Origin of the sequence: Actinotalea sp. JY-7885 (genome assembly GCF_014525465.1) — a bacterium.
In the GTDB taxonomy this organism is placed as follows: Bacteria; Actinomycetota; Actinomycetes; order Actinomycetales; family Cellulomonadaceae; genus Actinotalea.
In genome coordinates this window covers 1-17,244 of the sequence record NZ_JACEXH010000008.1, presented here as the reverse complement: position 1 = coordinate 17,244, position 17,244 = coordinate 1, and the positions used below count along the sequence as shown (strand labels likewise).

20 protein-coding genes and 1 pseudogene are annotated in these 17,244 nt (G+C 73.5%); 16 read left to right on the top strand and 5 right to left on the bottom strand.

What is annotated here, in order from left to right; translation table 11 throughout:
* Window positions 1-68 precede the first annotated feature (68 nt).
* From IDM29_RS01860 to yjfF, 4 genes are read left to right on the top strand one after another with little or no spacing between them, the layout of a single operon-like run.
* Window positions 69-1,070, top strand: a complete 1,002-nt coding sequence (locus tag IDM29_RS01860) for an ABC transporter substrate-binding protein (protein WP_182112132.1) — start codon at window positions 69-71, stop codon at window positions 1,068-1,070.
* Between the two features lie 10 nt (window positions 1,071-1,080).
* Window positions 1,081-2,604, top strand: coding sequence for a sugar ABC transporter ATP-binding protein (locus IDM29_RS16950; protein WP_220457969.1), 1,524 nt, complete (start codon window positions 1,081-1,083; stop codon window positions 2,602-2,604).
* On the top strand, window positions 2,601-3,629 hold the full coding sequence (locus IDM29_RS01855) for an ABC transporter permease (protein ID WP_220457968.1): 1,029 nt from the start codon (window positions 2,601-2,603) through the stop codon (window positions 3,627-3,629). Before IDM29_RS16950 ends, IDM29_RS01855 begins: the two co-directional genes overlap by 4 nt.
* Complete coding sequence (gene yjfF / locus IDM29_RS01850) at window positions 3,629-4,648, top strand: galactofuranose ABC transporter, permease protein YjfF (protein WP_182112130.1); 1,020 nt, start codon at window positions 3,629-3,631, stop codon at window positions 4,646-4,648. The genes IDM29_RS01855 and yjfF overlap by 1 nt, the downstream gene beginning before the upstream one ends.
* 5 nt (window positions 4,649-4,653) lie before the next feature.
* On the opposite strand, the gene IDM29_RS01845 is transcribed toward yjfF, so the two are convergent.
* Together IDM29_RS01845 and IDM29_RS01840 are read right to left on the bottom strand one after the other, a co-directional pair.
* Window positions 4,654-5,337: a TrkA family potassium uptake protein gene (locus IDM29_RS01845; RefSeq protein ID WP_182114298.1), complete on the bottom strand. Its 684-nt coding sequence runs from the start codon at window positions 5,335-5,337 to the stop codon at window positions 4,654-4,656.
* Between the two features lie 70 nt (window positions 5,338-5,407).
* On the bottom strand, window positions 5,408-6,778 hold the full coding sequence (locus IDM29_RS01840) for a TrkH family potassium uptake protein (protein WP_182112129.1): 1,371 nt from the start codon (window positions 6,776-6,778) through the stop codon (window positions 5,408-5,410).
* 71 nt (window positions 6,779-6,849) lie between these two features.
* On the opposite strand from IDM29_RS01840, the gene IDM29_RS01835 reads away from it, so the two are divergent.
* The 3 genes from IDM29_RS01835 to IDM29_RS01825 all read left to right on the top strand — a co-directional run bounded on the left by IDM29_RS01835 (window position 6,850) and on the right by IDM29_RS01825 (window position 8,641).
* Complete coding sequence (locus IDM29_RS01835) at window positions 6,850-8,028, top strand: acetoin utilization protein AcuC (protein ID WP_182112128.1); 1,179 nt, start codon at window positions 6,850-6,852, stop codon at window positions 8,026-8,028.
* A gap of 147 nt (window positions 8,029-8,175) precedes the next feature.
* The gene (locus IDM29_RS01830; protein WP_182112127.1) at window positions 8,176-8,397 is read left to right on the top strand and encodes a helix-turn-helix domain-containing protein; all 222 of its coding nucleotides are present in this window, start codon (window positions 8,176-8,178) and stop codon (window positions 8,395-8,397) included.
* A 145-nt stretch (window positions 8,398-8,542) separates the two neighbouring features.
* A complete protein-coding gene (locus tag IDM29_RS01825) occupies window positions 8,543-8,641 on the top strand; it encodes a 30S ribosomal protein bS22 (protein ID WP_003792170.1) in 99 nt (32 codons plus the stop codon).
* Window positions 8,642-8,770: 129 nt separating this feature from the next.
* Here the strand turns inward: IDM29_RS01825 and IDM29_RS01820 are convergent, their stop codons facing one another.
* Window positions 8,771-9,643: an HAD-IB family hydrolase gene (locus tag IDM29_RS01820; RefSeq protein WP_309232660.1), complete on the bottom strand. Its 873-nt coding sequence runs from the start codon at window positions 9,641-9,643 to the stop codon at window positions 8,771-8,773.
* Between the two features lie 35 nt (window positions 9,644-9,678).
* Between IDM29_RS01820 and IDM29_RS01815 the strand changes: the two genes are divergently transcribed.
* Both IDM29_RS01815 and IDM29_RS01810 read left to right on the top strand, forming a co-directional pair.
* Window positions 9,679-9,948, top strand: a complete 270-nt coding sequence (locus IDM29_RS01815; protein WP_188037132.1) for a glutaredoxin family protein — start codon at window positions 9,679-9,681, stop codon at window positions 9,946-9,948.
* Window positions 9,945-10,586 (top strand): redox-sensing transcriptional repressor Rex, encoded by a 642-nt coding sequence (locus IDM29_RS01810; RefSeq protein ID WP_182112125.1) that lies wholly within the window; start codon window positions 9,945-9,947, stop codon window positions 10,584-10,586. Before IDM29_RS01815 ends, IDM29_RS01810 begins: the two co-directional genes overlap by 4 nt.
* Before the next feature lie 79 nt (window positions 10,587-10,665).
* On the opposite strand, the gene IDM29_RS01805 is transcribed toward IDM29_RS01810, so the two are convergent.
* Complete coding sequence (locus IDM29_RS01805; RefSeq protein ID WP_182112124.1) at window positions 10,666-11,220, bottom strand: YceI family protein; 555 nt, start codon at window positions 11,218-11,220, stop codon at window positions 10,666-10,668.
* Window positions 11,221-11,376: 156 nt separating this feature from the next.
* Here IDM29_RS01805 and IDM29_RS01800 point away from each other — a divergent pair, with 156 nt between their 5' ends.
* The 7 genes from IDM29_RS01800 to IDM29_RS01770 are packed head-to-tail and all read left to right on the top strand — an operon-like array spanning window position 11,377 to window position 17,008.
* The gene (locus tag IDM29_RS01800; protein ID WP_182112123.1) at window positions 11,377-11,907 is read left to right on the top strand and encodes a MarR family winged helix-turn-helix transcriptional regulator; all 531 of its coding nucleotides are present in this window, start codon (window positions 11,377-11,379) and stop codon (window positions 11,905-11,907) included.
* Window positions 11,908-11,965: 58 nt separating this feature from the next.
* Window positions 11,966-12,628 (top strand): histidine phosphatase family protein, encoded by a 663-nt coding sequence (locus tag IDM29_RS01795; RefSeq protein ID WP_188037131.1) that lies wholly within the window; start codon window positions 11,966-11,968, stop codon window positions 12,626-12,628.
* Window positions 12,628-13,212, top strand: a complete 585-nt coding sequence (locus IDM29_RS01790) for a TlpA disulfide reductase family protein (protein ID WP_188037138.1) — start codon at window positions 12,628-12,630, stop codon at window positions 13,210-13,212. Before IDM29_RS01795 ends, IDM29_RS01790 begins: the two co-directional genes overlap by 1 nt.
* Before the next feature lie 2 nt (window positions 13,213-13,214).
* The gene (locus IDM29_RS01785; RefSeq protein WP_182112121.1) at window positions 13,215-13,997 is read left to right on the top strand and encodes a cytochrome c biogenesis CcdA family protein; all 783 of its coding nucleotides are present in this window, start codon (window positions 13,215-13,217) and stop codon (window positions 13,995-13,997) included.
* Window positions 13,994-15,658, top strand: a complete 1,665-nt coding sequence (locus tag IDM29_RS01780) for a cytochrome c biogenesis protein ResB (protein ID WP_309232659.1) — start codon at window positions 13,994-13,996, stop codon at window positions 15,656-15,658. Before IDM29_RS01785 ends, IDM29_RS01780 begins: the two co-directional genes overlap by 4 nt.
* Entirely contained in the window at window positions 15,645-16,625 is a 981-nt protein-coding gene (gene ccsB, locus IDM29_RS01775; protein ID WP_182112120.1) for a c-type cytochrome biogenesis protein CcsB, read from the top strand. The genes IDM29_RS01780 and ccsB overlap by 14 nt, the downstream gene beginning before the upstream one ends.
* Entirely contained in the window at window positions 16,622-17,008 is a 387-nt protein-coding gene (locus IDM29_RS01770; RefSeq protein ID WP_182112119.1) for a hypothetical protein, read from the top strand. Before ccsB ends, IDM29_RS01770 begins: the two co-directional genes overlap by 4 nt.
* Before the next feature lie 45 nt (window positions 17,009-17,053).
* Here IDM29_RS01770 and IDM29_RS01765 read toward each other — a convergent pair.
* Window positions 17,054-17,244 (bottom strand): annotated as a pseudogene (locus IDM29_RS01765) (hypothetical protein); the annotation flags it as partial.

Below are 17,244 nucleotides of genomic sequence, written 5' to 3'. Positions count from 1 at the left end.
GACGCAGCGGATCGACGGCGACCCGCCCCGGCCCCGGGCCGGGACCCGCGAGGACAAGGACGTCACTCATGAAGCGACACCTGGTGGCAACGGCCGCTGCGGCGGCGGTGCTCGTGCTCTCCGCGTGCGGGGGGACGACGGACCCGGTCGAGCAGGAGCCCGCCACGGAGGCGGAGGGCGGCGGCGGCGAGGACGAGCTCATCGTCGTGGGGTTCTCCCAGGTCGGCGCGGAGAGCGGCTGGCGGGCCGCCAACACGGCCTCGATCCAGGAGACGCTCACGCAGGAGAACGGCTTCGACCTCAAGTTCTCCGACGCCCAGCAGAAGCAGGAGAACCAGATCCAGGCGATCCGCACCTACATCGCGCAGGGCGTGGACGTCATCGCCTTCTCGCCGGTGGTCGAGTCCGGCTGGGACGACGTGCTCGAGGAGGCGAAGGCCGCGGGGATCCCCGTCGTGCTCACGGACCGGGCGGTCGACTCGCAGGACGACTCGCTCTACGTCTCGTTCATCGGCTCGGACTTCGTCAAGGAGGGCGAGATGGTGGGCGAGTGGGTGTCCGAGAACCTCGGCACCGAGCCGCTGAACGTCGTCGAGCTCCAGGGCACCACCGGGTCCGCGCCGGCGATCGACCGCAAGGAGGGCTTCGAGTCCGCGACCGCCGACAACCCGAACATCGAGATCATCGCGTCGCAGACCGGCAACTTCACGCGCACCGAGGGCAAGGCCGTCATGGAGGGCTTCCTCCAGGCGCACGAGGACATCGACCTCGTGTTCGCCCACAACGACGACATGGGCCTCGGGGCCATCGAGGCGATCGAGGCCGCGGGCATGGTCCCCGGCGAGGACATCAAGATCGTCACGATCGACGCCGTCAAGGACGGGATGCAGGCGCTGGCCGACGGGAAGATCGACTACATCGTCGAGTGCAACCCGCTGCTCGGCCCGGACCTCGCCGAGATCATCCAGCAGGTGATGGCCGGCGAGGAGGTCGAGAAGCGGATCGTCGTGGAGGACCTCGCGTTCGACCAGGAGGCCGCCCAGGAGGCCCTGCCGGACCGGCAGTACTGAGGCCGCCGCGATGACGACGACCGAGCCGGTCGTGGAGATGACCGCCATCTCGATCGAGTTCCCCGGCGTCAAGGCGCTGCAGGACGTCGACCTGCGCCTGTTCCCCGGGGAGGTGCACGCCCTGATGGGGGAGAACGGCGCGGGGAAGTCGACGCTCATCAAGGCGCTCACCGGCGTCTACGCGATCGACAGCGGGACGATCCGCGTGGGGGGACGTGAGGTGGCGCTCGGCGGGCCGGCGCAGGCGCAGGCCGCGGGGATCAGCACCGTCTACCAGGAGGTGAACCTCTGCGAGAACCTCTCGGTCGCGGAGAACATCATGCTGGGTCACGAACCGCGGCGGTTCGGGGCGGTCGACTGGCCCCGGCTGCGCCGGCGCGCCGCCGAGCACCTGGCGCGGCTCGGTCTCGACCTCGACCCGCGCTCGGTGCTCGGCACGCACTCGCTGGCCGTGCAGCAGCTGGTCGCGATCTGCCGGGCGATGGTCGTCGAGGCCCGCGTCCTGGTGCTCGACGAGCCGACGTCCAGCCTCGACGCCGACGAGGTCGCGACGCTGTTCCGGATCGTGCGGACGCTGCGCGACCAGGGCGTCGCGATCCTCTTCGTCTCGCACTTCCTGGAGCAGGTCTACGAGATCTCGGACCGGATGACGATCCTGCGCAACGGCCGGGTCGTCGGCGTCCACCGGACGTCCGAGCTGCCGCGGCTCGAGCTGGTCTCGGCGATGATCGGCACGTCCCTGGCGACCCTCGAGCGGCTCGAGGAGCGGACGGAGCGCTCCGCCGGGCACCGGCCGGACGCCCCCCCGGTGCTGACGGCGGTCGGCCTCGGCCGGCGGAGGGCGGTGCAGGCGTTCGACCTCGACCTCTACGAGGGCGAGGTGGTCGGCCTCGCCGGGCTCCTCGGCTCGGGGCGCACCGAGCTCGTGCGCCTCCTGGTCGGCGCCGACCACGCCGACCAGGGGCACCTCGAGGTGCAGGGGGTGCCCACACGCCTGCGGACGCCCCGCGCGGCGCTCCGGCGGGGGATCGCGTTCTCCTCCGAGCACCGCAAGGCGGAGGGGATCGTCGGGGACCTCAGCGTCCGGGAGAACATCGTGCTCGGCCTGCAGGCCGAGCGCGGCTGGCGGCGGCTGCCGCGCCGCCGCGTCGACGAGGTCGTCACGCGGTACATCGAGGCCCTGGGCATCCGGCCGGCGGACCCCGAGGCGCTCGTGCGCAACCTCTCCGGCGGCAACCAGCAGAAGGTGCTCCTCGCGCGATGGCTCGCGACGGCGCCCACGGTGCTCGTGCTCGACGAACCGACCCGCGGCATCGACGTCGGTGCCAAGGCCGAGATCCAGCGGCTCATCGCGTCGCTCGCCGAGGACGGGATGTCGGTCGTGTTCGTCTCGGCCGAGCTCGAGGAGGTCCTGCGCCTGAGCCATCGCATCGCCGTCATGCGCGACCGGGTCAAGGTGGCCGAGCTGGTCAACGGGGAGGACGTCGGGCTCGACGACGTCGTCGGGCTCATCGCGGGGGGTGCGCACGCGTGACGACCGTGGTCCGGCACCGCCTGTTCTGGCCCGTCGTGGCGCTCGTCGCGCTGATCGTCGCGAACGCCCTGCGGACGCCGACGTTCCTGCGCGTCCGGGTCCAGGACGGCCACCTGTACGGCGCGCTGATCGACGTCCTGCGTCAGAGCGCGCCGCTGCTCCTGGTCGCGCTCGGCATGACGCTGGTCATCGCGACGCGCGGCATCGACCTGTCCGTCGGCGCCGTGATCGCCGTCTCGGGCGCCGTGGCCCTGAGCTACATCGCCTCGGCACCCGACCCCGCGGCGCTCGGCACCGTCGTGACGGCCGTCGGCCTGGCGCTCGTGCTGGGCCTGCTGCTGGGCACGTGGAACGGGTTCCTCGTCGCCGTGCTCGGGATACAACCGATCATCGCGACCCTCGTCCTCATGACGGCGGGCCGGGGGATCGCGATGCTCATCACGGGCGGCATGATCACGACCGTCAACAGCCCGCCGTACAAGACGATCGGCTCGGGCTTCCTGCTGGGCCTCCCGGTCCCCGTCGTCATCGCGGGGGTGATCTTCGTCGTCGTCGCGCTGCTGACGCGCCGCACGGCGCTCGGCATGCTCGTCGAGTCCGTCGGGATCAACCCCGAGGCGAGCCGCCTGGCGGGCGTGCGTGCGCGCAGCATCACCTGGACGGTCTATGCGCTCACCGGCCTCTTCGCCGGGGTCGCCGGCCTGATGATGAGCGCCGACGTCATGGCGGCCGACGCCAACAACGTCGGGCTGTTCATCGAGCTCGACGCGATCCTCGCGGTGGTCATCGGCGGGACGTCGCTCGCGGGCGGCAAGTTCTCGCTCAGCGGCACCCTCGTGGGTGTCCTGGTGATCAAGACGCTGACGATCAGCGTGACGATCCTGGGCATCTCGGGGTCCGTCACCCCGCTCTTCAAGGCCGTGGTGGTGATCGCCGTCTGCCTCGCGCAGTCCCCGGCCCTGCGCCGGCGCCTCGCGGCCCGCCGCGGCGTGCCGGTCCCGGCCCGGACGGAGGTGGCGGCCTGATGACGACCGACCAGGCGCTCGGCACGGGCCGCGCGGCGGACGTCGTCGCGGGGGGCAGGCGCCGTCGGCCCTCCCTCGACGCCCGGTACCTGCCCGTCGTCGGCACGCTCGTGGTGCTCGTCGCGATGCTGGCCGTCGGCGGGAGCCGCTACGACACGTTCCTCTCGGGGCGCGTGATGTCGAACCTGTTCATCAACAACTCGTTCCTCATCGTGCTCGCCGTCGGGCTGACGTTCGTCATCCTCACGGGCGGCATCGACCTGTCGGTCGGTGCGGTCGTGGCGCTCGTCGGCGTGGTCGCGGCGACGCTCCTGCAGTCCGGGTGGCCGGCCGCCGTGGTCATCCCGCTCGTCGTGCTCGTCGGCGCGGTCATCGGCCTGCTCGTGGGCGTCATGGTCCACGTCTTCGAGATCCAACCGTTCATCGCGACGCTCGCCGCGATGTTCCTCGCGCGCGGGCTCTGCTACGTCATCAGCCTGAGCTCCATCCCGATCAACGACCCGACGATCGTCTTCCTCTCGGCGTACCGCATCCCGATCGGCGACTGGAACCTCACGCCGAGCGTCATGATCGCGCTCGCCGTGGTGGCGGTCGCGTGGTTCGTGCTGCACCACACCCAGTTCGGCCGCACGGTCTACGCCATCGGGGGCGGGGAGCAGTCCGCCATGCTCATGGGCCTGCCGGTCGCGCGCACCAAGGTGCTCGTGTACGTGATCAGCGGGACGTGCGCGGGCATCGGCGGGCTCCTGTTCACCATCTACTCGCGGTCCGGCTACTCGCTCACCGGCGTCGGCATGGAGCTCGACGCGATCGCCGCCGTCGTCATCGGCGGCACGCTCCTCACGGGAGGCAGCGGCTTCGTCGTCGGCTCCGTGGTCGGCGTCCTGGTGCTCGGCCTCATCCAGACGATCATCACGTTCGAGGGCACGCTCAGCTCGTGGTGGACCCGCATCGTCATCGGCGGCCTGCTGCTCGCCTTCGTCGTCCTCCAGCGGGTCATCGCCGTCCGGCGACGCTAGCCGGGTCAGGGACGCGCCGCGAAGCGCTCCAGCAGGTCGGCGTGGCCGGAGACGATGAGCAGGTCGTTGGCCGAGATCCGCGTCTCGTCCGTCGCGTAGACGAACTCCTCGCCCGGCGGCTTCACACCGATGACCGTGACGCCGTACCGCTTGCGGATCTGCGACTGCGCGATCGTGAAGCCCTGCGTCTCGCGCGGCGGCCGCATCTTGACGATCGTGAAGCCGTCCTCGACCTCGATGTAGTCGAGCAGCTTGCCCGAGACCAGGTGGGCCACGCGGTTGCCGGCGTCGGCCTCGGGCAGCACCACGTGGTGCGCCCCGATCCGCTGCAGGATGCGCGAGTGCTCCACCGAGATGGCCTTGGCCCAGATCTGCGGCGTGTCCAGGTCGACCAGGTTGGCCGTGATGAGCACGCTCGCCTCCAGCGACGTGCCGACGCCGACGACCGCGACCGGGAAGTCCTTGGCGCCCAGCTGGACGAGCGCCTCGGGGTTGGTCGCGTCGGCCTCGACGAGCGGGAACCGGCCCGTGTAGTGCTGGACGAGCGAGGACTCCCGCTCGACGGCGAGGACGTCGTGACCCAGCCGGTCCAGGGTCAGCGCGATCGAGGAGCCGAAGCGGCCCAGGCCGACGACGAGCACGCCGCCGTCGCGGACCTCCTCCTTCTCGGCCCCGCGGCGGCCGGGCACGCGCGTGGTGCGCTCGGGGGCGGGGGCCTCCAGGCCGTGGGGCCCTTCGGCGCTGCGGCGGAACGGGTTGTCAGCCAATGATCGGCCTCTCCTCGGGGTACCGGATGACCCGGCGCCGGTCGCGCAGCGCGAGCGCGGCTGCGAACGTGATGGTGCCCGTGCGGCCCACGAACATGAGCGCCGCGAGCACGTACTTGCCCTGGTCCGGCAGGTCGGCGGTGATGCCCGTCGACAGACCCACCGTGGCGAACGCCGAGATCACCTCGAACAGCACGACGTCGAGGCTCAGGTCGGTGATCTCGAGCAGCGCGAGCGTCGCGACGAGCACCGCCGTCGCGCCCACGAAGACCACGGCGACCGCCAGCCGGAGCGTCTCGCGCGGGATGCGACGGCCGAACGCCTCGACGTCCCGGTCGCCGCGCGCCTCGGCGATGATGGCGAGGAGCATCACGGCGAGCGTCGTCACCTTGATGCCGCCCGCCGTCGAGGCGCTACCGCCGCCGACGAACATCAGCGCGTCGTTGATGAGCCACGTCGACTCCTTCATCTCCCCGACGTCCACGGTCGAGAACCCGCCGGACCGCGGCATGACGCCGGCGAAGAGCGCGGCGATCACCTTGCCCGACGTGTCCAGGGTGCCGAACGTCGCCCGGTTGCCCCACTCGGACGCGGCGATGAGGACGGTGCCGAGCACGACGAGCGCCCCCGACGTCGTCACCGTGAGCTTGGTGTGCAGGCTCCAGCGCCGCACGTCGCGCCGTCGCTGCACCACGTTGAGGATGACGGGGAAGCCGAGCGACCCGATGAAGACGCCGACGACGATCGGCATCCCGATCCACCAGTCGGACACGAACGGCCCCAGGCCCTCGGCCGTCGGGACGAAGCCGGCGTTGTTGAAGGCCGAGATCGCGTAGAAGACGCCGTGCCACACGGCCTCGCCGAGGTCCTCGCCGACCACCGCGAACCGCGGGATGAGCGCGAGCGCGATGAGCACCTCGAGGGACGTCGACGTCAGGATGACGACGCGCAGGAGCGAGCCCACCTCGCCCAGCCCCGACGAGCGGGTCTCGCTCGCGGTGAGCAGCTTCTGGGTGAGGCCGATGCGCCGGGAGACGGCGATGCCGAGCAGCGAGGCGAGGGTCATCACGCCGAGCCCGCCGACCTTGATCCCGACGAGGATGACCACCTGACCGAACATCGACCAGTAGGTGCCCGTGCTGACGGTCGTCAGACCCGTGACGCAGACGGCGGAGACGGCGGTGAAGACCGCGTCGACGAACGGCGCGCGCTCGCCGCTCGCCGTCGCCTGCGGGAGCAGCAGCAGCACGGTGAAGAGCGCGATGACCGCCGCGAAGACGACCAGCGCGAGCCGTGCCGGGGACTGGCGCGCGGCGCGGTCCACGAACTCCCGGCCGGCGAAGAGCCTGCGGGGCAGCTCCATCCCCGCACCTCCTGGTCCTGGCGGCCGCTGCTCGACGGCCAACTCTGGCACGTCGCGGGCTACGGTGAGGCATGGCGCCCACCCGTTTCGTCTGGTCCGACGCCATGCTCGGGTACGACTTCGGCGAGCAGCACCCGATGAACCCGCTGCGCCTTGACCTGACCTTCCGCCTCGCGCGCGAGCTCGGCGTGCTGGACGCGCCGGGAGTCGAGCTGGTGGGCGCGGAGCCGGCCGACGACGACGTCCTGCTGACGGCGCACGACGCCGCGTACGTCGCGGCCGTCCGGCGCGCGTCGACCACGGGCGAGACCGACCTCGAGCACGGCCTGGGGACGGACGACGACCCGGTGTTCCCGGGCATGCACGAGGCCGCCGCACGCATCGTCGACGGGAGCGTGCGGGCCGCCGAGGCGATCTGGGACGGCGCGTGCGGGCACGCGGTGAACGTCGGGGGCGGGATGCACCACGCCATGGCGGACCACGCGTCGGGGTTCTGCGTCTACAACGACGTCGTCGCGGCCGTGCGGCGCCTGCTCGCGCTCGGGGCGGAGCGCGTCCTGTACGTCGACCTGGACGCGCACCACGGCGACGGCGTCGAGAAGGCCTTCTGGGACGACCCCCGCGTGCTGACCGTCTCCGTGCACGAGAGCGGGCTGTCCCTGTTCCCGGGGAGCGGTCACACCACCGACGTCGGCGGCCCCGACGCGCGCGGCGGTGCCGTGAACGTCGCGCTCCCGGCCGGGACGTCGGACGCGCCGTGGCTGCGCGCGGTCCGCTCGGTCGTGCCGCCGCTGGCGCGGGCGTTCCGCCCCCAGGTGGTCGTCAGCCAGCACGGGTGCGACGCGCACGGCCTGGACCCGCTCACCAACCTCTCGGTGTCCGTCGACGCGCAGCGCGCCGCGGCCGAGCTCGTGCACGACCTCACGCACGAGGTCGCCGACGGGCGCTGGCTCGCCCTCGGCGGCGGGGGGTACGCGGTCGCCCAGGTGGTGCCGCGCGCCTGGACGCACCTGCTCGCCCTCGCGGCGCACGTGCCCGTGCCGGTCGACGCCGCGGTGCCGGAGCGGTGGCGCGAGTACGCGGCCGGGGTGGTCGGCTTCCCCGTGCCCGCGACGATGGGGGACGGCGAGACCGCGCAGCCGCGGCCTTGGAGCGAGGGCTACGACCCGGCCGACGACGTCGACCGGATCATCCTGGCCACGCGCCAGACGGTCTTCCCCTGGTTCGACCTGGACCCGCTGTACGACTGACCGGGTGAGGCGCGGCGTGCTCCTCTTTCACTCCAGCCCCACAGGCCACTACGGTTGGGGCACGCGGCGATCGCCGCACCAGCTCTGCATCCCGTCCGCGCGGCCCGCCGCGTGCGACGGATCTGCTCCGTGAGGGACGAGGCCAGGATGAGTGGTGGTCAGGAGCGGCCACGCCTGCGGTACTTCACCGTCGCGGAGGTGGCCGAGACCATGCGGCTGTCGAAGATGACCGTCTACCGCCTGGTCCACTCCGGGGAGCTGCCGGCCGTGCGGGTCGGACGCTCCTACCGGGTACCGCAGGACGCGCTCGAGGCGTACCTCGCGGCGTCGTCGGTCGAGTCGTCCGACCGCGACCGCATGTCGTCCTGACCCTGCCGGGACCTCTTCCGGCGCGGGCACCTGCCCGGGCACGGTAGAGTGACGGCGGACTTTCCCGAGCGCGGGCTGGTCGGTGGCCGAGAGGCCGCTGACATCACCAGGACCGCCGGCACACCGATCACAGTTGCGAGGACACGTGGGCTCCGTCATCAAGAAGCGCCGCAAGCGCATGGCCAAGAAGAAGCACCGCAAACTGCTGCGCAAGACGCGCCACCAGCGCCGCAACAAGAAGTGAGCGCGCGCCCGCGAGGGCGCTGACGCGAAGGACCTCGACGAGGGCCCGGCTCCGGCCGGGCCCTCGTCGCGTCCGCAGGGTGCGTCGCCGTGGCAGGCGCCGTCGGGCCCCGGAGCCGCGCGGGACCGGTCAGCCGCGCAGCTGGCGGCGGACCGCGCGCAGGATCAGACCGGCGACCCACGCGGCGCCCGCCCCGCTGGCGGTGTACATGCTGCGGCGCGCGGCGGTACGCCGGCGGCCGCGGAACTCGCGCACGGGCCAGCCGACCTTGCGCGCGTGGCGGCGCAGGCGGGCGTCCGGGTTGATCGCGACGGGGTGGCCGACCGAGGACAGGATCGGCACGTCGTTGGTCGAGTCGCCGTAGGCGTACGAGCGCGCCAGGTCGATGTCCTCGCGCCGGGCCAGCTCGGCGACGGCGCTCTCCTTCGCGCGGCCGTGGAGCAGGTCGCCGACGAGGCGGCCGGTGTAGAAGCCGTCGCGGTGCTCGGCGACGGTGCCCAGCGCGCCGGTGACGCCGAGCCGGCGGCCGATCAGCTCGCCGATCTCGACCGGGCTCGCGGTGATGATCCACACCTGGTGGCCGGCCTCGAGGTGGCGGTTGAGGAGCGCCTGGGTGCCGGGGAAGATGCGCAGCGAGAGGACCTCGTCCCACACCTCCTCGCCGATCGCCGCGATCTCGGCCACGGACTTGCCGGCCACGATCGACAGCGCGCGCGAGCGGACCTGGTCGATCTTCTCGACGTCCTCGCCGAACATCAGGTAGTGCGCCTGGTGCAGCGCGAACGTCACGAGGTCCTTGGTGCCGAAGAACCCGCGCCGCCGGAGCCCGACGGCGAGGTGGAAGGCGCTCGCGCCGCGGATGATCGTGTTGTCGAGGTCGAAGAACGCGGCGGTCCTGGCGTCGGCCTCGTCGAGGCTGCGGTGGTGGGCCGCCACGGCGGCCCGACCGGACTCCGCGTCGGAGCCCGGGAGCTCGGATCGTCCCGGTCTCGGCTCGGCCACCCGGTCACTGTAACGACTCCCCTAGGGTTGGGCGCATGAGCGACCGGGTGGGCGAACGGGTGGTCCTCTACGTCCGTTCCGGCTGCCACCTGTGCGAGGTCGCGCGCGACGTCGTCGCCCCCGTGGCCGCCGAGGCGGGCGCCGGGGTGAGCGAGATCGACATCGACACGGCGCCGGACGCCGCGGAGCTGGTGGAGCGCTACGGGGAGCTCGTGCCCGTGGTGGTCGTCGACGGCGTGCAGCAGGGCTACTGGCGGATCGACGCCGGACGCGTGCGGCGCGCGCTCGCGGCGGGTCGCGCATGACGGCACGCCCGGTGCCGGCCTCGACCGTCGCGCGCCTGCCCATCTACCTGCGCGCGCTCGAGCAGCTCGCCGAGCGGGGGGTGGAGCGGACGTCGTCGGGCGAGCTCGCCGAGCTCGCGGGCGTGGGGTCCGCGCAGCTGCGGCGGGACCTGTCCTTCCTCGGCTCGCACGGGGTGCGGGGCGTCGGGTACGAGGTGGACCACCTCGAGGCGCAGGTGGCCGCCGCCCTCGGGCTCATGGGGGACCTCGCCGTCGTCATCGTCGGCCTGGGCAACCTCGGGCACGCGCTCGCCAACTACGTGGCGGGCACCGGCAAGGGCTTCCGGGTCGCGGCGCTCGTGGACACGGGTCCGGACATCGTCGGGACGACCGTGTCCGGGCTGGTGGTCGAGCACGGGCGCGACCTCGAGGACGTCGTGCGGCGCGAGGGCGCGCGCCTCGCGGTCCTGGCGACGCCGGCAGGGGTCGCGCAGGACGTCTGCGACCGCCTCGTCGCCGCGGGCGTGACCGGCATCCTCACCTTCGCGCCGTGCGTGCTCCAGGTCCCGGCCGACGTCGACGTGCGCTCGGTCGACCTCGCCACGGAGCTGCAGATCCTCGCGTTCCACGAGCGCCGCAAGGGCGCCGCGCGCGCCTGAGGCCCGACGGCGCGGGGCCGGACGCGGCCGTGCCCCGCCGGCGGACCGGCGGGGGCGCGGCGTCGAGCCGAGGGCCCGGTCAGGCCTTGACGGCCTCGATCTCGAGCGCGACCTTGACCTTGTCCGAGACGAGCACGCCGCCGGTCTCGAGCGCCGCGTTCCACGTCAGCCCGAAGTCCTTGCGCGACAGCTCGGTCTTCGCGGAGAAGCCGAGGCGGGAGGCGCCGAAGGGGTCGGTGGCCGCGCCGTTGAACTCGACCTCGAGCTCGACCTCGCGCGTGACGCCGTGGATCGTGAGGTCGCCGACCAGCACGTACTCGTCGTCGTCCTCGGCGCGGATCGACGTCGAGGCGAAGGTCCACGTCGGGTACGTCTCGACCTCGAAGAAGTCGGCGCTCTTGAGGTGGCCGTCACGGTTCGTGTCGCGGGTGTCGATCGTCGCCGGGTCGAGCGTGGCGGTGACGCTCGAGGACGCGAGGTCCTCGCCGATGGTCACGGTGCCGTCGGTGATCGCGACGGTGCCGCGGGTCTTGGAGATGCCCGCGTGGCGGACCGTGAAGGACGCCGAGCTGTGCGACGGCTCGATGCTCCAGGTGCCGGTGGTGACGCCGGTCGGCAGGGTGGTCGTGCTCATGGGTGCTCCTCGGTGGTGGTCTGTGGCGGTCGGTCGATTGGTTGAACAATCAACCTCTCGTTGATATTTCTACTACACCCGGGACGGGGGCACAACCGTTCGACCGCCGTCCGCGCGGCCGTCGTGGCACCCTGATCGGGACGGAGGGGGAAGATCATGACGGCTGAGACGCGGACCCGGGCCACGGCCCCGACCGGAGCCGCCGCAGCGCGCACCGCGGCGCCGGGCGCCGACACGACACCTTGGCTCACCGCCGAGCAGCAGCGCGCCTGGCGCGCGTACCTGTCCGGGACCGCCCGGGTCGCCGAGGCGCTCACGCGCCAGCTCGACCAGGACTGCGGCCTGTCGCTGAGCGAGTACGAGATCCTCGTCCGGCTCTCCGAGGTCCCGGACCGCACCCTGCGGATGTCGGAGCTCGCCTCCTCGCTCGTCCACTCCCGCAGCCGCCTCACCCACACCGTCACGCGGCTCGAGCGGCGCGGCGTGGTGCGCCGCGAGAACTGCCTCGTCGACGGCCGGGGCGTCAACTGCGTCATGACCGACGACGGCTACGCGCTCCTCGTCGAGGCGGCGCCCGGGCACGTGCGCGCCGTGCGCGCCAACCTCGTCGAGCTGCTCAGCGACGAGCAGATGGTGGCGCTGGGTGCCGCGATGGAGCGCCTGGCCGCGGGCCCCGACGACGCCTGAGCGCGCCACCGGGCGGGGGTCGCACCGGGCACCCCCGCGGATGGGCGAGAATCGACGCATGCCGACGACCACCGTCCACCTCATGCGCCACGGCGAGGTGCACAACCCTGACGGCGTCCTCTACGGCCGGCTGACCGGGTTCCGCCTGTCCGAGCGGGGCGTGGCCATGGCCGAGCGCATCGCCGCCCACCTCGCGGGGGAGGGACCGCTGGGCGAGCCGCGGCACGACGTCGTGCACGTCGTGGCCTCGCCGCTGCAGCGCGCGCAGGAGACCGCCGCCCCCATCGCCGCCGCCTTCGGCCTCGACGTCGCGAGCGACGAGCGGCTGCTCGAGGCGAAGAACCACTTCGAGGGCAAGACCTTCGGCGTGGGGGACGGGTCGCTGCGGCGCCCCGCGCACTGGCCCTACCTCTGGAACCCGTTCCGGCCCTCGTGGGGCGAGCCGTACCGCGAGCAGGTCGCGCGCATGCTCGCCGGCGTCGCCGCCGCGCGGGACGCCGCCGCCGGGCACGAGGCCGTGGTCGTGAGCCACCAGCTGCCGATCTGGGTCACGCGCCAGGCGCTCCAGGGGCGGCGCCTGTGGCACGACCCGCGCAAGCGGGAGTGCTCCGTCGCCTCCCTGACCTCGCTGCACTACGACGGGGACCGGCTCACCGGGATCACGTACGCCGAGCCCGCGGGCGACCTCCTGCCGCGCGTGAAGACGGTCCCGGGGGCGTGATGCGGAGCTCCGCGCGCGCCGCCGGCCTCGTCGGCGTCGCCCTGCTGCTGGCCGGGTGCGGCCCGAGCGTGGACGGCGGCTGGACCGAGGACGGCGGCGAGGCCGGCTACGTCTCGGGCGACGAGTCCGTCACCACGTGGCCCGCCGACGACCGCGAGGGCCCGGTGGAGGTCGCCGGCACCGACTACAGCGGCGCCGCGATCGACATCGCGCAGTGGCGCGGCGACGTCGTCGTGCTCAACACCTGGTACGCGGAGTGCCCGCCGTGCCGCGCCGAGGCGCCGGACCTGGTGGCGATCGCCGAGGACTACGCCGACCAGGGGGTGCGCCTGCTCGGCATCAACACGACCGACGACGCCGGCGCCGCCCAGGCCTTCGAGCGCACGTTCGCGGTGCCGTACCCCTCCCTCGACGACGCGCAGAGCCACGCCGTCGCGAGCCTCTCGGGGGTCGTGCCGCTGCGCGCCGTGCCCACCACGGTGATCCTGGACCGCGAGGGCGACGTGGCCGCGCGCATCCTCGGCAAGGCCGACGGCTCGACGCTGCGTGCCGTCATCGACGACCTGCTCGCCGAGCCCGCCTGAGCATGGGCGACGTCACGGGGACGGTCCTCGGCGGCTCCATGCTGCTGGCGATCCCGCTCGCGCTCCTCGCGGGGCTGGTGTCGTTCGCGTCGCCGTGCGTGCTCCCGCTCGTGCCCGGGTACCTGGGCTACGTGACGGGCATGGCCGGGGCGAGCCGCGCCGGCCGGTCGCCCGGGGACCCCGCGGGCGCCACGCTCACCGACGTGCGCCGCGGCCGGCTCCTGGTGGGCGTGGGCCTCTTCGTCGCCGGGTTCACGCTGGTCTTCGTCCTCTTCGGCGTGCTCGCCGGTTCCCTCGGTGCGGTGCTGGCGCAGTGGAGCGACCCCGTCACGCGGGTGCTGGGCGTCGTCGTCGTCCTCATGGGCCTCGCGTTCCTCGGCTGGCTGCCGTTCGGTCAGCGCGAGCGCCGCCTGCACGTCGCGCCGCGGGCGGGGCTGTGGGGCGCACCGCTCCTCGGCGTCGTCTTCGGGCTCGGCTGGGCGCCGTGCATCGGGCCGACGCTCGTCGCGGTCTACACGCTCGCGCTCGACGGCGCCTCGGCGGGGCGTGGCGCCGTGCTGTCGGTCGCCTACTGCCTCGGCCTGGGGCTCCCCTTCCTGCTGGTCGCGCTGGGCCTCGAGCGGTCGCAGCGGGCGCTCGGCTTCCTGCGCCGGCACCGCGTCGCGGTGATGCGCATCGGTGGCGGCGTGCTCGTCGCCGTCGGTCTGGCGCTCGTGACCGGGCTGTGGGGTACGTGGACCGCGTCGCTCCAGGGCCTCGTGGCCGGGTACGAGACGGTCCTGTGAGCCCGCGCGCGCCCTACCGGCCCGAGGGGCTGGAGACCGACGACGGCCCCGAGGCGACGCCCGCGGCCCGTCCCGGCGACCCCGCCGTCCTGCCGCGCCTCGGCCTGGCCGGGACCCTGCGCTGGACCTGGCGCCAGCTCACGAGCATGCGCGTCGCGCTCATGCTCCTCATGCTGCTGGCCGTCGTGGCCGTGCCGGGCTCGGTGCTGCCGCAGTACCCGCAGGACCCGGGCGCCGTCGCGCGGTACCTGCAGGACAACCCGACGCTCGGGCCCTGGCTGGACCGCCTGGGCTTCTTCGACGTCTACGCGTCGGTCTGGTTCTCGGCCGTCTACCTGCTGCTGTTCGTCTCGCTCGTGGGCTGCATCCTGCCGCGCCTGCGCACCCACCTGCGGGCCGTGCGGGCCCGGCCGCCCCGCGCGCCGCGCCGGTTCGAGCGCTTCGCCGTCCGCGACGAGGCCACCGTCGCCGCGTCCCCGGACGACGTCGCCGCGGCCGCGCGCCGCGTCCTCGTCGGCCGGTTCCGCCGGCTCCCGCGGTTCCGGGTCGACGTCACCCGCCCCGGACCGGGCGTCGTGGAGGTCTCGGCGGAGCGCGGCTACCTGCGCGAGAGCGGCAACATCGCGTTCCACCTCGCGCTCCTCGGCATCCTCGTCTCGGTCGCGACCGGCCAGATGCTCAGCTACCGCGGGCAGGCCATCGTCATCGAGGGCGAGGGCTTCGCCAACGCGATGACTGACTACGACACGTTCCGCGCCGGGTCCGCCGTCGACCCGGGCTCCCTCGTGCCCTTCACCCTGACCCTCGACGCCTTCACCTCGCGCTTCACGGCCGACGCCCGCGCCGAGGACTTCCGGGCGGACGTCACGCTGACCGAGCCCGGCGAGCAGCCGCGCGAGGCGACCATCCGCGTCAACCACCCCCTCACGGCGGGCGGCGCGAAGGTCTACCTGCAGGGCAACGGCTACGCGCCCGACCTCGTGGTCCACGACGCCGCGGGGGAGGTCGCCTTCGCGGGCACCGTGCCGTTCCTGCCGCAGGACGCCGTCTACACGTCCAACGGGGTGGTCAAGGTCCCGGACGTCTCGACGGGTGACCAGATCGGTCTCGTCGGCGTCCTGCTGCCGACGGCCGTGGTGAGCCCGATCGCCGCCGCCTCGGTGCGCCCGGAGCCCGACGCGCCGCTGCTGGTGCTCAGCGTGTGGTCCGGCGACCTCGGCCTGGACGAGGGCATCCCGCAGAACGTCTACGAGCTGGACTCCAGCGCGATGACGCAGGCGACGGAGGCGGACGGCACCCCCGTGACGCTGTTCGTCGAGCCGGGCCAGACGGTCGAGCTGCCGGACGGCCTCGGGACGCTGACCTGGCAGGGGCTGCCCCGGTTCGTGGCGCTCGACCTGCGGCACGACCCGTCGCTGCCCTGGCTCCTGGCGTTCTCCGTCGTGGCGCTCGTCGGGCTCTCGGTCTCGCTCTTCACCCCGCGCCGCCGGCTGTGGCTGCGGGTGACCGCCGGCGAGGAGGCGGGCGGCGCCGGCCGTACAGTGGTCGCTGGTGCCGCACTGGCCCGGGGGGACGACGTCGGCCTCGCGGACGAGCTCGCGCGGGTCATGGACACGGTGCGCGACGCGCCGTCGGAGAGGCAGGACGATGAGTCTCGGTGAGCTGAGCACGCTGCTGGTGTGGGGCGCGACGACGGCCTACGCGGTCGCGCTCGTGGCGTTCTCGATCGACCTGGCGCGCCTCGCGGACACGCGGGCGCGCGTGGGCGAGCGGACGCTCGTCGGCGCGGCAGGGGCCTCGGCGCCCGCCCTCGAGCCGGAACCCGCGGACGGGATGCCCGCGGACGCGGCCCCGCGCCGACGCCGCGCCGCCGGCATCGCGATGTCGACGACGATCCTCGGCGTGCTCCTGCACGGGGCCGGCACGGTGCTGCGCGGCGTCGCCGCGGGCCGCGTGCCGTGGGCCAACATGTACGAGTTCACGCTGGTCGGGACGCTCGTCGCCGTCGTGACGTTCCTCGTGCTGTGCCGCCGGCGCGACCTGCGCTTCCTCGGCACGATCGTCATCGGGCTCGCCGTCGTCGCGCTGGGCATCGGCCTCGCCGTGTTCTACACGCCGGCCAGCCCCGTCGAGCCCGCGCTGCAGAGCTACTGGCTCGTGATCCACGTGTCGATCGCGACGATCGCGACGGGGCTGCTCACGGTCTCCTTCGCCTCGAGCGCGCTGCAGCTGCTCAAGGACGCGCGCGACTCCGGCTCGCCGCGCCTCGCGTCCCGGCGCTGGGCCCTGCTCGACGCGCTCCCGCCGGTGCGCGACCTCGAGGCGCTGTCCTTCCGGATCACGGCCGTGGGCTTCGTCCTGTGGACCTTCACCGTCATGGCCGGCGCCGTCTGGGCCGAGCACACGTGGGGCCGCTACTGGGGCTGGGACCCCAAGGAGGTCTGGAGCTTCGTCGTGTGGGTCGTCTACGCGGCCTACCTGCACGCCCGCACGACCCGGGGCTGGTCCGGGCGGCGCGCGGCGTGGTTCGTGCTCGTCGGCTACGCCACCGTGATCTTCAACTTCACGGGCGTGAACCTCTTCTTCCAAGGGCTGCACGACTACGGCGGCCTGCCGTCGGGCGAGTGAACGACACGGCGCCGTCTCGCCGCGGCCCGGCCGACGCCTCGGTCACCTGGGGCGAGCTCCGCGAGCAGAGCATGTGGGGACGTGGCTTCGCCACGGCCATGGCCGGTGGCCTCTTCGCCCTGACCGGGGTCGTGGCGGTGGTCGTCGGGCTCGGCGACGGTGCCTGGTCCCAGGTGGTCGCCGGGGTGCTGCTCGTGCTCTGCGGGCCGTGCCTCGTCCTGGCGCTGCGGGCGCACCGCCGACGCATCGCCCGGATCCGCGACGTGGACAGCCCGGGGCCGCTGGTCACCGCCCCACGCGAGTACCTCCCGGAGGCCGCCTGGCTCGCGGCGGGCCTCGCGGCGATCGGCGTCGCGGCGGTTCTGCTCAGCGCGTCGTCCTGACCGCGTCGACCGACTGCGTCGACCACTGCGTCGACGCGCCGAGGCTCAGTCGGTGCTGCGGTCCTCCGGGTCGGGCGCGGGCCCGTCGCCGTCGCCCGGCTCCTGCGTCCCGTGGGCGCGTCGGCGCCGCTCCCTCTCGAGCCGCCAGAGGAAGTCGGGGTCGTCGTCGGGCGCGACCGGGCCCGAGCGCCGCGGCTTCGGGCGCCCCGGTGCCGGGCGCGTCGGCGCGGTGCCGC

Excerpts from the sequence above, each read along its gene's own strand:
- IDM29_RS01840 (WP_182112129.1), bottom strand. The coding sequence starts at position 6,778 with ATGGAGCTGCCCCGCAGGCTCTTCGCCGGCCGGGAGTTCGTGGACCGC.
- IDM29_RS16950 (WP_220457969.1), top strand. The coding sequence starts at position 1,081 with ATGACGACGACCGAGCCGGTCGTGGAGATGACCGCCATCTCGATCGAG.
- IDM29_RS01815 (WP_188037132.1), top strand. The coding sequence starts at position 9,679 with ATGAGCGACCGGGTGGGCGAACGGGTGGTCCTCTACGTCCGTTCCGGC.
- IDM29_RS01835 (WP_182112128.1), top strand. The coding sequence starts at position 6,850 with ATGGCGCCCACCCGTTTCGTCTGGTCCGACGCCATGCTCGGGTACGAC.
- yjfF (WP_182112130.1), top strand. The coding sequence starts at position 3,629 with ATGACGACCGACCAGGCGCTCGGCACGGGCCGCGCGGCGGACGTCGTC.
- IDM29_RS01785 (WP_182112121.1), top strand. The coding sequence starts at position 13,215 with ATGGGCGACGTCACGGGGACGGTCCTCGGCGGCTCCATGCTGCTGGCG.
- ccsB (WP_182112120.1), top strand. The coding sequence starts at position 15,645 with ATGAGTCTCGGTGAGCTGAGCACGCTGCTGGTGTGGGGCGCGACGACG.
- IDM29_RS01830 (WP_182112127.1), top strand. The coding sequence starts at position 8,176 with ATGAGTGGTGGTCAGGAGCGGCCACGCCTGCGGTACTTCACCGTCGCG.
- IDM29_RS01790 (WP_188037138.1), top strand. The coding sequence starts at position 12,628 with ATGCGGAGCTCCGCGCGCGCCGCCGGCCTCGTCGGCGTCGCCCTGCTG.
- IDM29_RS01810 (WP_182112125.1), top strand. The coding sequence starts at position 9,945 with ATGACGGCACGCCCGGTGCCGGCCTCGACCGTCGCGCGCCTGCCCATC.
- IDM29_RS01860 (WP_182112132.1), top strand. The coding sequence starts at position 69 with ATGAAGCGACACCTGGTGGCAACGGCCGCTGCGGCGGCGGTGCTCGTG.
- IDM29_RS01800 (WP_182112123.1), top strand. The coding sequence starts at position 11,377 with ATGACGGCTGAGACGCGGACCCGGGCCACGGCCCCGACCGGAGCCGCC.
- IDM29_RS01805 (WP_182112124.1), bottom strand. The coding sequence starts at position 11,220 with ATGAGCACGACCACCCTGCCGACCGGCGTCACCACCGGCACCTGGAGC.
- IDM29_RS01795 (WP_188037131.1), top strand. The coding sequence starts at position 11,966 with ATGCCGACGACCACCGTCCACCTCATGCGCCACGGCGAGGTGCACAAC.